The sequence below is a fragment of the Blautia sp. HCP3S3_H10_2 genome (assembly GCF_052122375.1).
GTDB lineage: Bacteria > Bacillota > Clostridia > Lachnospirales > Lachnospiraceae > Blautia_A.
On the sequence record NZ_JBQKCL010000005.1, the window covers coordinates 290,417 to 306,310 of the forward strand.

General features: G+C 50.0%; 14 protein-coding genes. All 14 read left to right on the forward strand.

All coding sequences use genetic code 11. The features are described from left to right. Positions 1 to 17: 17 nt before the first annotated feature. The gene (locus ACTQWB_RS07880; RefSeq protein ID WP_441501333.1) at positions 18 to 2,855 is read left to right on the forward strand and encodes a phage tail tape measure protein; all 2,838 of its coding nucleotides are present in this window, start codon (positions 18 to 20) and stop codon (positions 2,853 to 2,855) included. Position 2,856: 1 nt separating this feature from the next. Then, positions 2,857 to 3,219 carry a hypothetical protein gene (locus ACTQWB_RS07885; RefSeq protein WP_441501334.1) on the forward strand — a complete coding sequence of 121 codons (363 nt, stop codon included), beginning with the start codon at positions 2,857 to 2,859 and terminating at the stop codon, positions 3,217 to 3,219. A 13-nt stretch (positions 3,220 to 3,232) separates the two neighbouring features. Continuing rightward, positions 3,233 to 5,482, forward strand: a complete 2,250-nt coding sequence (locus ACTQWB_RS07890; RefSeq protein WP_441501335.1) for a hypothetical protein — start codon at positions 3,233 to 3,235, stop codon at positions 5,480 to 5,482. Further along, positions 5,475 to 6,581 (forward strand): hypothetical protein, encoded by a 1,107-nt coding sequence (locus ACTQWB_RS07895; protein WP_441501336.1) that lies wholly within the window; start codon positions 5,475 to 5,477, stop codon positions 6,579 to 6,581. The genes ACTQWB_RS07890 and ACTQWB_RS07895 overlap by 8 nt, the downstream gene beginning before the upstream one ends. 2 nt (positions 6,582 to 6,583) lie before the next feature. Further along, positions 6,584 to 7,987: a hypothetical protein gene (locus ACTQWB_RS07900; protein WP_441501337.1), complete on the forward strand. Its 1,404-nt coding sequence runs from the start codon at positions 6,584 to 6,586 to the stop codon at positions 7,985 to 7,987. Positions 7,988 to 8,066: 79 nt separating this feature from the next. After that, complete coding sequence (locus tag ACTQWB_RS07905) at positions 8,067 to 8,480, forward strand: phage holin family protein (RefSeq protein ID WP_441046839.1); 414 nt, start codon at positions 8,067 to 8,069, stop codon at positions 8,478 to 8,480. Positions 8,481 to 8,482: 2 nt separating this feature from the next. Beyond that, on the forward strand, positions 8,483 to 9,994 hold the full coding sequence (locus tag ACTQWB_RS07910) for a glucosaminidase domain-containing protein (protein WP_441501338.1): 1,512 nt from the start codon (positions 8,483 to 8,485) through the stop codon (positions 9,992 to 9,994). 186 nt (positions 9,995 to 10,180) lie between these two features. Further along, positions 10,181 to 10,498, forward strand: a complete 318-nt coding sequence (locus ACTQWB_RS07915; RefSeq protein ID WP_178686159.1) for a helix-turn-helix domain-containing protein — start codon at positions 10,181 to 10,183, stop codon at positions 10,496 to 10,498. A gap of 144 nt (positions 10,499 to 10,642) precedes the next feature. Beyond that, positions 10,643 to 10,870, forward strand: a complete 228-nt coding sequence (locus ACTQWB_RS07920; RefSeq protein WP_441501339.1) for a sporulation initiation factor Spo0A — start codon at positions 10,643 to 10,645, stop codon at positions 10,868 to 10,870. After that, positions 10,867 to 11,283 carry a hypothetical protein gene (locus tag ACTQWB_RS07925; RefSeq protein ID WP_441501340.1) on the forward strand — a complete coding sequence of 139 codons (417 nt, stop codon included), beginning with the start codon at positions 10,867 to 10,869 and terminating at the stop codon, positions 11,281 to 11,283. Before ACTQWB_RS07920 ends, ACTQWB_RS07925 begins: the two co-directional genes overlap by 4 nt. 149 nt (positions 11,284 to 11,432) lie before the next feature. Then, positions 11,433 to 11,834 (forward strand): RNA polymerase subunit sigma-70, encoded by a 402-nt coding sequence (locus ACTQWB_RS07930; protein ID WP_441501341.1) that lies wholly within the window; start codon positions 11,433 to 11,435, stop codon positions 11,832 to 11,834. After that, complete coding sequence (locus tag ACTQWB_RS07935; protein WP_441501342.1) at positions 11,831 to 12,010, forward strand: SHOCT domain-containing protein; 180 nt, start codon at positions 11,831 to 11,833, stop codon at positions 12,008 to 12,010. Before ACTQWB_RS07930 ends, ACTQWB_RS07935 begins: the two co-directional genes overlap by 4 nt. 44 nt (positions 12,011 to 12,054) lie before the next feature. Beyond that, positions 12,055 to 13,560 (forward strand): recombinase family protein, encoded by a 1,506-nt coding sequence (locus tag ACTQWB_RS07940; RefSeq protein ID WP_441501343.1) that lies wholly within the window; start codon positions 12,055 to 12,057, stop codon positions 13,558 to 13,560. Beyond that, positions 13,545 to 15,107 (forward strand): recombinase family protein, encoded by a 1,563-nt coding sequence (locus ACTQWB_RS07945; RefSeq protein WP_441501344.1) that lies wholly within the window; start codon positions 13,545 to 13,547, stop codon positions 15,105 to 15,107. Before ACTQWB_RS07940 ends, ACTQWB_RS07945 begins: the two co-directional genes overlap by 16 nt. Positions 15,108 to 15,894 lie beyond the last annotated feature (787 nt).

The window sequence follows — 15,894 nt, forward strand, 5'->3', positions numbered from 1 at the left end:
GACGAGGAGGTATCTGTATGGCCAATCGAATTAAGGGAATCACCGTTGAGATTGGCGGCGATACCACAAAGCTACAGACAGCCCTGCAGGGGGTCAATAAAGAAATCAAAAACACCCAGGCTCAGCTGAAGGACGTGGAGAAACTTCTGAAGCTGGACCCTGGGAACACGGAGTTGCTGGCGCAGAAGCATAAGCTGCTTGGACAGGCTGTGGAGGAAACAAAGAATAAACTCCAGACCTTGAAAACGGCGCAGGAGCAGGCAAACGAAGCCCTGAAAAACGGTACGATCAGCCAGGAGCAATATGATGCTCTCCAGCGTGAGATAGTAGAAACCGAGCAGGAACTCAAGCGTCTGGAAGAACAGGCCAACCAGTCCGCCACCGCTTTGCGGAAGATCTCCGCAACGGGTGAAAAGCTGCAGACAGTTGGTTCCAACATTGAGTCCGCTGGAAAGAAGCTGCTCCCGGTCACCGGGGCTGTTACCGCTCTTGGTACGGCGGCAGTCAAAACCGCTGCCGACTTTGATACTGCCATGAGCCAGGTGGCGGCTGTGTCCGGGGCAACCGGATCAGACCTGGATGCCTTGCGTGACAAAGCAAGAGAGATGGGTGCAAAAACAAAATTCTCTGCATCCGAGGCAGCCGAAGCTATGAACTACATGGCAATGGCGGGCTGGAAAACAACGGATATGCTTGGCGGTATCGAGGGCATTATGAACCTTGCCGCCGCATCCGGAGAAGATCTGGCAACTACATCGGACATCGTAACGGACGCTCTGACAGCATTTGGCTTGTCGGCAGATGATTCCGGGCATTTCGCAGATGTCCTTGCTGCGGCATCTTCTAACGCTAACACCAATGTTTCCATGATGGGTGAAACGTTCAAGTATTGTGCGCCTATCGCGGGTGCGTTGGGCTTTTCTGTTGAGGATACGGCAGAAGCGATCGGTCTGATGGCAAATGCCGGAATCAAGTCCTCCCAGGCAGGTACATCCCTTCGTACTATCATGAACAACCTGACAGGCGAAGTTAAAATATGCGGTTCTTCTATTGGAGAGGTCACCATTGCAACCACCAATGCGGATGGTTCGATGCGTGGCCTTTCTGACATTCTGGCAGACTGCCGTGTTGCCTTTAGCGGACTCTCTGAATCCGAAAAAGCAGCGGCAGCAGAGACTCTTGTTGGTAAGAATGCCATGAGCGGTTTCCTTGCCCTGATGAATGCCGGAGAAGCAGACATCAATAAGCTGTCCGGTGCAATCGAAAACTGTGACGGCAAATCAGCAGAGATGGCTGCTACCATGCAGGACAATCTTGCAGGTCAGCTTCAGATTCTTAAGTCCCAGCTGGAGGAACTCGCCATTTCCTTTGGCGAACTTCTCATGCCAGCGATTCGCACGATCGTAGGTTGGATTCAGCAGTTCGTGGATTGGCTCAACGGGATGGACGAGGGTACCAAGAAGGTCATTATGACCGTGGCGCTATTGGCGGCTGCTCTGGGACCGGTGTTGATTGTCATCGGAAAAGTCATCAGTGCCGTAGGTACGATTATGACTATCGTTCCAAAGATTGCGGGAGTCATCAATGTGGTGAAGGGTGCCTTTGCCGCTCTGAATGCTACCATGTTGGCAAACCCCATCTTCCTCATCATTGCGGCGATTGCCGCCCTGGTCGCAGCGTTCATCTACCTGTGGAACAACTGCGAGGGCTTCCGGCAGTTCTGGATTGACCTTTGGGAGAACATCAAAGCAGTGGCTGTAGCGGTGTGGACTGCAATCAGTGAATTTTTCACAGCGGCATGGGAAGCCATCAAATTGGCGGCAGAGACTGTCTGGAATGGAATCCGCGACTTTTTCTCCGGATTGTGGGAAGGAATTCAGCTTATTTTCACCACTGTGGTGACAGCGATTTCCACTTTCCTGTCATTAGCGTGGACGGCAATTCAGACCACAGTGACCGCAGTATTCACCGCTATTTCGACCTTTTTCTCAACGATCTGGAACGGTATCTTGACCATTGTGACAACCATCGTGACGGCGATTTCCACCTTCCTGGCTACTGCCTGGAACACCATCAAGACCATCATCACCACGGTGCTGACTGCCATCCAGACTGTATTCACTACGGTTTGGAATGCAATCAAAACGGTCATCACCACCATTGTCAATGGTATCAAGAATACGATCTCCACAGTGTGGAACAGCATCAAAAGTACCGTGTCCTCGGTGGTCAACGCCATCAAGAATACGGTATCGAATGTGTTCAATTCCATGTGGAACGGAATTAAAAGCACTATCTCCGGCATCTACAACACGATTGTCAGCGGCTTCAATAGTGCCATCAGCTTTATTACCTCGTTGCCGTCCAGGGCATTCCAGTGGGGCAAGGACATCATCATGGGTATCGTCAACGGCATCAAAAGCTGTATCGGTGCCATCGGTGATGCGGTCAGCAGCGTAGCAAATAAGATCAAATCCTTCCTGCACTTTTCCGTGCCGGACGAGGGTCCTCTGACGGAATACGAAAGCTGGATGCCTGACTTCATGGCTGGCCTTGCAAAAGGCATTGAGAAGAGCCGTGGGTTGGTGGAGAAGGCAGTGTCCGGTGTGGCATCGGACATGGTCATCAACCCACAGGTTGCTGCGATGCAGATGGCTGGCGGCGGCACTGCAAGAGGCGGTGTGTCTGATGGGGCTGTGTTCAGTATCCTGTCCGGTATCCGTGACATGGTAGAGCGGATGAATCCGCAGAACGCCGGGGATATCGTTATCCCTGTATATCTTGGTGGCTCTCAGCTGGATGAGGTCATCATTACCGCACAGCAACGTGCAAGTTTAAGAAGTGGAGGTAGGTAACATGGCATATATTCAATATTTGAACATCAATGGCGAAGACCTGCCTCTTCCGACTGCTTATAGCATGACGTTGAATGATGTGGAGGCAGATTCTTCTGGTGAGACCGAAGCCGGAACGAACCAAAGGGATGTTATCCGAAGTGGGGTCGTAAAGATTCAGGTATCTTTCCAGGTTAGCCCGAACTGGCTCCGGCGGCTCTCTGCATTCCGAAGGGAGCCTATTTTAACCGTGAGATATTTTGATACAGAGACACTGGATTTCAAAGTAACGCAGATGTATATCGATGGATTTAAAAGCACATTGGAAAAGGACACCTCCTACAAAGGGCTGTGGAAGGTGTCCTTTGACCTGAATGAGTATTGATGGGAGGGATGGTATGTATCCAGTTTCAGATGAATACAGACAGCTGATTGCCGAACCCTCCCGGAAGTATTTCTGGACAGGAACAATCGTTACAAAAGCCGGAAAAGAGTATCCATTTCAAAACAGCGACATCGTGAAGGGGTCTGGGTACATCGTCCGGCAATGCTCCGGCTCTTCGGAGATTGAACTGGGAACGGTGTATGCCGCAGAACTTGGGATTTCTCTGTTCTCCAATGTGGACAGATATACATTGGAGGATGCCTGCATCACCTTGGATTTCCATCTGCAGCTTTCTGACGGAAGCACCGAAACCGTGCCGATGGGAGTGTTCTACGTAGCAGAAGCGAACCGCCGCATTAAGACCCTGGAGATAAAAGCCTATGATGCAATGCTCAACCTGGACAAGGATTTCAATAAAGGATTATCCAGTGCTTTTCCCTATGATTTTCTCTCCATTCTGTCGAAAGCCTGCCATGTGGAGCTGGCACAGACCCAGGAGGAGATTGAAGCCCTCCCCAACGGAACAGAACTCTTTGGTATCTACCAGGAAAACGACATCGAATCCTGGCGTGATTTCCTGTACTATCTGGCCCAGGCATTGGGGTGCTTTGCCACGATTGACCGATACGGGAAACTGCTTCTTGTCCCGTATGGCAATACGGCATCCAAATCGGTGGACAGCCGCCATCGGTTCAGCAGCAGCTTTTCGGATTTCGTGACCCGGTATACTGCGGTCAGTTCTACAAACAAGAAAACGGAAACGGCGGAGTATTATGCGAAAGACCCAGACGATGGCCTGACGATGAATCTGGGGGTAAACCCTCTGCTGCAGTTCGGTCTGGATGAAACCAGGGAACGCATCATCAACACCATTTTGGATGCGATTTGCGTGGTGGAGTATGTTCCGTTTGATTCGGACACCATTGGCGATCCGGCTCTTGACCTTGGGGATGTCCTAAAATTCACAGGTGGTCATGCAGACGAAACCAAAATCTCCGCCATCACTTACATCAATACCAAAATCAATGGAAAGCAGTCTATTCGGTGTGTAGGCAAAAACCCAAGGCTGTCCGAGGCAAAGAGTAAAAACGACAAGAATATCAGCGGACTCATCAGTTCCATCAATGCAAGCAGGCTCAGTATCTATTCGTTCACCAACGCCTTTGAACTGGAAATCGGAAGTGAACGGTTCCCGATCATCAATATGGAATTTGCCTCCGGCGATGAGACGAATGCAGAGTTCCATGCCGAAGCGATTCTCCACGTTACCACCGATCCACTGGAACGGAACCTTACCGCAGAGGCAACCGTGGATTTGGGAACCACTACGGATGAGGACGGCAATGAGGTCGAAAACAAGAAGGTCGTTTCCTTTCCTATTTGTTGGAGCGAGGATGGAAAGGCTGGCATCACCGTTACCTATATGCTGGACGGGCATGAGGTGGAAGAGTTCCATCCGATGGAAACCTGGTCAAGCGGTGACCATCTGCTGAACCTGTATTACCCCATTATCGAGCTGGAAGCGAATCAGCTGCATACTTTTGATGTACTGCTGACCATGACAAATGGTACGGCAGTGATCGGAGTGCAGAACATCATGGCTACCATCACCGGACAGGGGCTTGGTGTGCAGGAACGCTGGGATGGGCGCATTACGGCGGATGACACTCTGCCTCGTTTGCTACTTGCTTCTATGGAAACGCACACACTTCACGATGCTCTATCTCTGGAATTTATTGTACCGGGGCGCACCGGGCTTACGGACAGCATTGCATCCATTGCCCTTACAGGAATGCCTCTGCATACCATCCAGGATGACCTTCGCCTGTTTGCACCGATTGTCCGGGATGTCGTGGAAACTGCGGATGCCAGGAAGATGGTGTATCAGAAGAAGTATGTGCTGGATGCGGATGTGTTCTCTCTACGCAAGGATTATGAGATGTCCGGCACTGTGGAGTCCAGGCTGAATCGTGGTCGCATGATACGGCTCACCATTCCGTCTGCTCCGTTTGAAGCCCTCACATCCATTAAAGTCCTTCCCTTTGACACGCTGCCTTTTGTGAACAAGTACGTTCTGTATGCGCTGAACCTTGTCCTCAATGATTTTACCAGAGTCGAAGGTGAACAAGTAGTGATGAGGGGCAACTACGATGAACGAATCACTGGCGTGGACATGGAGATTGACCGTGGCAGGCTGGCGGCATTTTCTCTTGGGCTTGGCAACATGGAATCAATCGAAAATCTGGAGGTAACAAATGCTTGATTATGGAACAATAGATGACATTCTGAAAAGCACAGAAAACATGGCTGTGCTGAGAAATTCTTTGAACGATGATAGCACGGACACGATCGATGGTGTGGACTGGTTCCAGTATAACGGAAAGACGGCATCCAAGCTGTATGTCAGCGGCAACTCCTGGATGGGCATCGGGGAGAATACCGAGCATCTGCGGATTGTACGCCGGGATGCAGACCTTATGATTCTCCGCAGAGAAGAGGGGACGCTCTGGGGTGCCTTCCGATTCCTCCGTGTCCGCTGGGAAGGCTACTCAGTGCATGGAAACCGCATCGATGCTACCCGGATGGTCTGGGATGTGATCTTCTTTGATACAGGCGATATCTGCGTATCGTTTGAAACCATCCCAACCAATAGCGGCTATCTTGCGGATTCCAACCTGGTGACGGGGGCTGGCTCCATTTCCTTCGTTCCCCTTTCCGGAAAGGTCATTTCGTTCAAGCCACAGGACGAGACTGGGACGACCTTTGAACTGAAAGACCATGCCCCTGTTTTTCTGGACCCGTACAACCGCCGTTATCTGGTTACGGATGCCAGCGGTGCCTTGTACACGGTGGCAGATGGGGTGCTTCTGAAGATGGAGGAGACAGAACTCACCGCCGAGGTATTTGAAACCTACGGAGTACAGGACATTCCAGACGGAAATCTGCTGGTGACACTCACAGACCCAACGATTCTGTACTGGCACGACTCCGAGAACCGTTTCCCGGATTTTAAGGCAACCTACACAGGTGTTCCCATTCCGCAGGTGCTTTACTCGGAAAACATCGATATGTCCGATGCCACGATCCTCGGCATCGAAAAGGTAACGGCTGACTGTGATGACCATGTCCTTTTTGCGGTTTCCTTTGACGATGGAGAGTCCTGGTGGGGCTGTGTGGACGCCATGTGGGCGCGGCTGTCTGAAGAAAAGTCTGGTATGTCGAAGGCTGCCTTAGAAGCAATCAGTGTGGACTCATGGGCAGAAAAGGCAATCACCGGGCAGATCAAGTACCGCTTTGTCATCAGCGGTGCAGACGGCTACCTGAGATCTATCACAACAGATTATCTGAATACGGAGGAATGATGATGCTGAAAGGTAAAAGTGTGATTGAACTGACCAACGTGCATACGGGTCAGAAAGAAGTATATGAGGATACCAATCTGGTCACAGAAGCCGTCATGGATGTCCTCAACACCAATATCATGGGGATTCTCTATAACAACACCAGCTTTAACAATTCGAGTGGTGATGCGTGGAAACTTCCCCTTAAGAAAAACATTATGGGCGGTATCCTCTTATACCAGAATGAGATTGAGGAACGCACCGACAATATCTATGCCCCAATGGACAACCCCCTCATCGGCTATGCTTCCGATGACGCCAATAACACGGAGGATATCCGGCGTGGAAGCCGGAACCTGACAGAGAGTAAGGTTGTGGATGGCGGCTTTCGTTTTGTCTGGGATTTTGCCACATCTCAGGCCAACGGTACCATTTCTGCGGTCTGCCTTTCCAATACCCTCGCCGGGAGAGGAACGCAGTATGCCAACAATTACATGGTTCGGCTCGGAACATATTCTTCTGTGCATAGTCAATATTCTGCGGGGGCATACCGGGATAACAAGCGTTTGTATATTGGGGAAGGATACCGTCTGGAGATGACCACCTACTATAATTCCACCCAGGCAACTCTGCGGAAGTATATGGATGATTTTCTTCATGCAAGTTTGGTAGACAGGCCGTTGACGAGAATGGTTCTGGAACCCCAGGAAGAAACTGCGATTGAATTGGGGCATTATCCGCTCTACACCCACTACACGGGTGGCAGTAAGGACGGAACGGAGGCTCCATATAGCACAAGCAGCGATGTTAGAAACTATCTGTTTCATGGTGCTGATGGAAAGTGGTACGGAATTGTCCGTAGAGATAATCAGTCGTACAGCTATACCAGTGGAGGAAATGACTATTATAGCCACGTCAGCTATGAGTGGTATATGGATGCGGTTGACGGAAACGGATGTAAGACCCAAAAAATCGTTGTTCCCAGCGGTATCAGCGAGTTTTACAGTATCGGCATGAGTGGCAAATGGCTCATGTGTTATTCTGGAAAAATCATCTATCGCATTGATACCACCAATGTGGCCAACATCGAAGTCGTACCGGGCATTTCCTATGTTTCTTCAAACCATCTGACTTACATCGTTGACGATGATATCGTTATCAACGGCTGGTATTTCTTAAATGGTGAGCCGAAACTGTATGTTAGAGAAACGCCGGAAAACGGTGCTGTATCATGGGGCAGAAGCCAGCTGTCTCGTTACAAGACTTTTGCACTCAGAGAGTGGTTGTGGCGGACTTCGGACAATTACTTGTATAAAGAACTCTATCTGTACACGCCATACCTGGCAACCATCAATAACCTTGGTACCCCGGTTATCAAGACAGCAGATAAAACGATGAAAATCACGTACACCATCACGGAAGAGTGAGGGTGTGTTTCTTTGGAATCAAGCATCTCTTCGGAGGTGCTTTTTTCATACCAATTTTTATGAGAAGGAGGATTTGATCATGAAGGAATTTTGGAATGCGACCCAGTTCGTTTTTACCGCAGTCGGCGGTTGGCTTGGCTGGTTCCTGGGAGGGTGTGATGGCCTTTTGTATGCGCTGATTGCATTTGTGGTAGCGGACTACATCACAGGTGTGATGTGTGCCATCATCGACCACAAGCTGTCCAGCGAAGTCGGCTTCAAAGGCATCTTTCGGAAGGTGTTGATTTTCATGCTGGTCGGTGCAGCGAACATTTTGGATGTCCATGTGATCGGCACCGGTTCGGTCATGCGTACCGCAATTATTTTCTTCTACATCTCCAATGAAGGCGTATCCCTTCTGGAAAACGCAGGCCACCTGGGTCTGCCTATCCCGGAGAAGTTGAAGGCAGTATTGGCGCAGCTTCACGACCGTGCTGAGAAAGGAGATGACTGATTATGAAACTGGTACAGGCGATCCTTACTAAGAATCCCTGCTACACAGCAGGGAGAAAAATTACGGTAAAGGGGCTGATGCTCCATTCGGTGGGCTGCCCCCAGCCGAAAGCCTCGGTCTTTATCAATTCCTGGAATAGTGCATCTTTTGACCGTGCCTGTGTTCACGCTTTCATTGATGCCAACGATGGAACGGTCTATCAGACCCTGCCCTGGAACCACAGAGGATGGCACGGCGGTGGTTCCTCTAACAACACCCACATCGGTGTGGAAATGTGCGAACCCGCCTGTATCAAGTATACGGGCGGTTCGTCTTTTACCTGCTCTGATACCGCCACAGCAAAAGCCTGTGCGAAAAGGACTTATGAAGCGGCGGTAGAATTATTCGCCATGCTCTGTAAACAGTATGGTCTGAATCCGCTGACGGACATCGTTTCGCACAGGGAGGGTCATGCCAAAGGCATCGCATCAAATCACGGTGACCCGGAGCATCTTTGGAATGGGCTGAAGATGGGTTACACAATGGATACCTTCCGTAAGGCGGTTAAGGACAAGCTGTCTGGAACTGCTTCTGAGGAAAAGCCCCAGGCCGCATCCGGCACACAGGCAGTTATTTTTAAGACCTTGACCGAGAAACAGGCGGTTGCCAAGATCGGCGAACTCTGCAAAGCAGATAGCCGTAAGTCCGGTATTTTGGCATCCATTTCTTCCGCACAGTTCATTTTGGAGTGTGGCTACGGCAAGAGTGAGCTGGCGCAGAACGCAAACAACTGCTTCGGCATGAAGAAGTCCCTGTCCGGCAATACCTGGTCTGGCAGCACCTGGGATGGCAAGAACACCTACACCAAAACGACCAAGGAGGAATATACGCCGGGTGTCCTCACGGAGATCACAGCGGATTTCCGCAAGTACCCCAAGGTAGAGGACTCCATCGCAGACCATTCTGCGTATCTGCTTGGTGCCATGAACGGCAGTAAAAAGCGCTATGAGGGTCTTGCCGGATGTACCGACTACAAGAAGGCTGCGCAGCTTATCAAGGATGGAGGTTATGCGACATCCAGTACCTATGTGGAAAAGCTGTGTTCCATCATTGAGAAGTGGAATCTCACCCAGTATGATGTCAAAGCAGAAAGCACGGACAGCTATTACCGGGTTCGTAAGTCCTGGGATGATGCAAAGAGTCAGCTGGGGGCTTACAAGGTTCTGGCAAATGCCAAGAAATGCGCCGATAAGAATCCGGGCTATACGGTCTACGACCCTAACGGCAAGGCTGTGTATCCAGTAGCCCAGAATGAAGCGGCGGTGCCTTTCTGTGTTAAGGTATCCATTGATGATCTGAACATCCGCAGAGGCCCTGGAACGAACTATGGCACTGCAGGAATGTTTACCGGAAAGGGTGTATTCACCATCGTTGAGGTTGCAGATGGCCCCGGTGCATCCAAGTGGGGGCTTCTGAAGTCCTATGCGGATAAGCGTAACGGCTGGATTTCCCTCGACTATGCCAATAAGTTGTAAAGCATAATTAAGGCTCTGCCTTATGATTTCTCGTCATAGTGCAGAGCCTTTTTTTGCGTTGTGTTGATGATTCGCAACACGATTAGTTCTAAAGAACGATAACTTGGTTTCTGGATTCTGTATAGGCTGAAAGGCAACAGATATAATATCTTTAGACCGAGTAATCGTTCTGGAGGAGGTGTTGCAATGGATTTACGAATTGTTGGTCTGCGGATAAAAGAAGCAAGAGAAGCGAAGAACCTCACGCAGGAAGACCTCGCCGCTCTGGTTGATTTGAGTCCGACACACATCAGTGTGATTGAGCGAGGGCTTAAGGCTGTCAAATTAGATAAGTTTGTTGCAATCGCAAATGCGCTTGATGTTTCGGCGGATAGGTTATTAGTTGATGTTGTGACACGATCCGTTGATGGAGTGGCAAATGAACTGTCGCAGGCGATTAAGAAGTTCCCGCCGGACGAGCAAAAGAGAATAATCAAAGCTGTAAGGGCTTATGTTGAGGATTAGTAGAAGGGTGTATCAGTGTCACCCTTCTTTTTCTGTCTTTTGGTGTCGAAACGGGTCGAACGAAAAAGATTTCATTGTTCATGGAAATATGCTATATTAGTTCCAAAGAACGAGTTCTTAAACAAACAAAAGAGAGGTACTTCTATGAACATCGATGAAATCATTAAGCAAGTAGCCAAGATACACAATACAACACCGGAAGAAGTTTATACTGAAATGCAGATCGCTTTAGATGCCGCATTTCAAAGTAAAGACCCAGAGGTACAGAAAGAATGGGCGAAGATTCCTTTTAAGGGAGATCATCCAACCCCGGAGGATGTTATCCCGTATCTGGTAGGTCAGTTAAAGAATCCGAAAGAGGCAGTTTCATGAAGAGGGCTGGGCGCATCGCGGTTCTGGCTCTATTGGTTTGCTGTATTGGTTCTGGGTGCAGTAGTAAAAAAGAAGGAGAGCCGGATTTACTGAGTAGCTTCAGCATGAACCGTGATGAAAATCTTGTGGTTATAGCGAACCGTAATGAGATCGAGGATAAGGATGAATTTGCACGGTTGCTCGTGCGAATGTGCAAAGAGAACTCATTTCAGTCCATCAAGTTCTCCACAGACCGTGGGTATGCAACAAGCCTGGATATGCGAGTGTATCTTTGGTGGGATGAGGTTGAAGGTAATGATCCTGTCATGACCGTGGAATACAAACCGGATGAGTGGAACCCTGATTATGATATCATCAATAATCCGGAAGAGTTCAGGCTCTATGTTGATGGAGAACTGGTCGAATATGAATAATAGACGCTGATAGGCTCAGTGGTATGGATGAACTCCATGCTGCTGGGCTTATTTTTTTATGCTTTTTACGCTGAAATTCGGAATTTGAGACATTTGGGCTGCATAGCTGTCAGAAGGGTTGACCCTTCAACGATAGGAGGACATCAGCTATGACAGATGAACAGCGTGTGCAGATAATCAATCTCCGGGAAGCCGGAAATGGATATAAGAAGATTGGTCAGCTTCTCGACTTATCTGAAAATACAGTAAAGAGCTTCTGCCAGCGCAGAAACCTTGGAGGCGTTGTCGTTCAGACGGCAGCAGGCGTTTCGGTTTGTAAGTGCTGCGGCAAAGCTGTTCCACAGACTGCTGGCAGAAAGGAAAAGAAGTTCTGCTCCGACCGCTGCCGGATGAAATGGTGGAACAGCCATCTCGACCAGGTGCAGAGGAAAGCAAATTATGACTTCGTATGCCCGGTGTGCAAGAAGCCCTTTACAGTCTATGGAAATGCAAACAGGAAGTATTGCTCCCATGAGTGCTACATCGAGGATCGGTTTGGGGGTGGCAGATGATGAGTCAGGAAGAAGGAAAGCGTGAGATCGTCTTTCAGATGACTATGAGTGCTGCCCGTCAGATGTTCGAAAAGGGGCTGATTTCGGAGGATGAGTACAAGCAGTTTGATACAAAGATGCAACAAAAATACCGCCCGATATTCGGCACATTATTCTCCAATATTGACTTGATATAGTGCGGTTATTACGGGAATATGTCACTACGAAAGGAGGCGGTTTTATGCCAAGAATTAGACAAATCACGCCGGGTGTGACGCAGCTTAAGCGTAAGAAGCGAGTTGCCGCTTATGCCCGTGTCTCCGAGGAATGTGAGGTGTTGCTGCATTCCCTGTCAGCACAGGTCAGCTACTACAGCACCCTCATTCAGAACAACCCCGAATGGGAATACGCAGGGGTCTATGTTGACCAGGGCATTACCGGAACGAGTACAGCACACCGAGATGGATTCAACCGCCTGGTGGCAGACTGCGATGCAGGAAAAATCGACATGGTGCTGGTAAAGAGCATCAGCCGATTTGCCAGGGACACGGTTGACTGTCTGAATACGACCAGGCATCTGAAAGACCTGGGAATATCGGTTTACTTTGAACGGGAGAAGATCAACTCCCTTTCAGAAGACGGAGAATTGATGCTTACGCTGCTTGCATCCTTTGCACAGGAAGAAAGCCGGAGCATTTCAGAGAATATCAAATGGGCTACCAGAAAGCGGTTTGAGCAAGGTATCCCAAACGGCCACAAAGCACCCTACGGATATGAATGGGACGGAGAGATGTTCCGCATCATCCCCGAACAGGGCGAGGTGGTGAAGGAAATCTACAGAAGGTACCTTGCCGGGGAATCAGCCTATGGCATTGCAAAGACCCTTGCAGAGCGAGGCGTGACCGGGCAGATGGGAATGCCGATCGAGCAGACAACCATCAAGGAGATACTTTCAAGCCAGTCCTACACCGGAACGATGGTCCTTCAGAAGAACTTCTTCACCGAAGGTCATGTTCGCAGAAGGAACAAAGGAGAACTTCCGATGTACCTGGTGGATGAGATGTTCGAGCCTTTGGTATCGGAGGAAGATTACCAGAAGGCATTGGAAATCCGGCAGCAGAGAGCGGAGCAGTTTCCGAACAATCAGGACAACCTTACACCTTTCTCCGGCAAAGTGAAGTGTGGATACTGCGGATGCGGTGTTAGCCGGAGAACCAGCGGAGGAAGAAAGCGGTGGGTCTGCAACACCAGAGAGCGCAAAGGCATGAAGCAATGCGAGTGCCGACCAATTTGGGAGACGGAACTAACAGCGGCTGCTGAGACAGTGCTGGGCGGTGCCTTTGATGATGGCAGTTTCTCAAAGGAGATACAGCAAGTGACCATTTATTCTGACCGAATTGAGTTCTCCCTGCTGAACGGGAACAGGAAATCCATCATCCGGCAGTTTAGCGGACGCCGGGGCCAGAATGCCTTCACGAATAAGGTCTGGTGCGGTTCCTGTGGATGCAAATGCGAAAGGGACAATTATGGGAAAAAGAAAACAAAGATTTGGTGCTGCTCCCAGCCGAGAACACAGTGCCAAATGAAACGCCTGCCGGAGAGTGAACTTCTTGAGGCGGCAGAAAGCCTTCTCGGAGAGAACTTCCAGGCGAAAGTATCCGCAGACATTGACCGGGTGATCATTTCTGACATCCAGGTAGGTTTTGAATATAAGGATGGGACGGTAAAGACATGGCAAAGAAAGTAAGAAAAATACCTGCTACCCTCAATCAGTTTACATCGGAGCCGGTGGCAGTCAAAAGGAAAAAGAAGGTAGCCGGATATGCACGAGTATCCACGGATCGTGAGGAACAGGCAACCAGCTACGAGGCGCAGATGACCTACTACAAGACCTACATCGAAGGTCATGAGGATTGGGAGTTTGTCGGGATGTACTCGGATGAGGGTATCACTGCCACGAACACCAAAAAGCGTGACGGCTTCAATCAGATGGTGGAAGATGCCCTTGACGGAAAGATTGACCTCATCATTACCAAGTCGGTAAGCCGATTTGCACGAAACACGGTGGACAGCCTGACCACCATCCGAAAGCTGAAGGATAAAGGCATTGAGGTCTATTTCGAGAAGGAGAACATCTGGACGCTGGATGCCAAGGGCGAGTTGATGATAACCATCATGAGTTCCCTGGCACAGGAGGAAAGCCGGAGCATTTCCGAGAACACCACCTGGGGCAAGCGAAAGCAGTTTGCTGATGGCAAGGGCAGCGTTGCCTTCAGTTGGTTTCTTGGGTACGACAAGGATTTCAAGATAAACGAGGAACAGGCAGCCACGGTTCGGCTGATTTATCGGCTTTTCATCAGCGGCCTTTCCTTCTATGCTATCACAAAGGAACTGGAAAGCCGGGGTATCAAGTCACCGTCTGGCAAGGACAGATGGCACATCAGCACGGTGAAATCGATCCTTACCAACGAGAAGTACCGTGGGGATGCGCTCCTCCAGAAGCAGTACACCACGGACTTCTTGCAGAAGAAGAGAAAGACCAACAACGGCGAAATCCCCCAGTATTATGTGGAGGAACACCATGAGGCCATTATTCCCCCTGCCCAGTTTGATTTTGTGCAGGCTGAACTTGCCCGCCGGGAACAGAATGGTCGTTACAGCGGAGTGAGCATCTTCTCAAACAAAATCAAGTGCGGATGCTGCGGTGGATGGTACGGTTCCAAGGTGTGGCATTCCACCGACAAGTACCGGAAGGTCATCTACCGCTGCAATCGGAAGTACGGCAAAGACACCCCGCCCTGCAACACACCGCATTTGAGCGAGGAAGAAATCAAGAAGCTGTTCCTCAAGGCACTGAATGCCCTGGTGGAGGCGAAAGAGGAAACCATAGAGAATTTGCAGGAGTTGATTGAAACGGTCTGCCAGATAGATACCCTTGGCGCAGAGCAGGAACGGCTGAAACAGGAACTGAGAATTATCGCAGAGAACCTTGCGAACCTCATCCAGAAGAATGCAAGTGTAGCCCTGGATCAGACGGAGCAGGCAGAGAACGAAAAGAAGCTCCGCACCATTTATGGTGAAAAGCATAGCCGATTTCAGGAACTGGAGGCACTCATCCAGGAAAAGAATGATACGAGGGAAATTCTCACGAACTTCATCAACAAGCTGGAAGATTTGACGGGAGAGCAAACAGAGTTCCGGGAAGAACTGTGGGGCGGTTTAGTCGATCACATCCGCATTGATGAGAAAAGCAGCACGGTAGTCTTCCGGGGTGGGATTGAGATTACTATTTAATATGTAGAAACACGATTTGAGAGGGGCATCTGGCAGTTTTGCTGGATGCCCTACTTTTTGCGGCCTTATCACAAAATGGTAGATTTGTCAAGTTGAATATGATACAATATTTGAAGCGAAGATTCGTAGGAAATGTGAGAGGGGAGTTTCCCAAAGTTAAAGATACCACATCAATCCCACGCGGACTTTTGCTCAACCGATACAGCCGGAGGGCTGGATAACAAGAAAAGGCGGTATGCGCCCCGTGGAGGGGTAGCGTACCGCCTTTTCTTGTGGGGGTTTCCAAAGGGGGCAACGCCCCCATTTGGCACACGACTTTGCGAAGCAAAGTGTAGTGTGTTATACGCTCTGCCGGCGTTGCCGTGAAAATGCCGTTGCCGCCGGGGAGGGCAAGGGCATTTGAAGCGGCAGGAAAACAGGGCTGTGCTTGCGTGGCGTGGAGCCGCAAGCGCAGGTCTGGACTCATCAGCAGACAGGGCGTATATGAAAGCCCCAGTTCCTCGTCCTACGCTCCAACTTGTGGACAAAGTGTCCCGAAGTTGTGGCCACACTCCCGGAAAAGTAGCAGGACAACGGGCAACCGTCAAGGCTGAAATGAACGGGTTTACACCCGGCCTTGACCTCCGCCCGCTGTCCCGCTGGATGGGTGGACAAGGCGGCCAATCCCTCAAAGTGCTTGGCCGCACTCGTTCATTTTGGGGCCTTTCTTCTCCCAAAATTGAAATGGGCGGGAAAGCCCTAAAATGGCTTTCCCGCCTTGATTACCCATTAGCAAAGACGGGCGAGA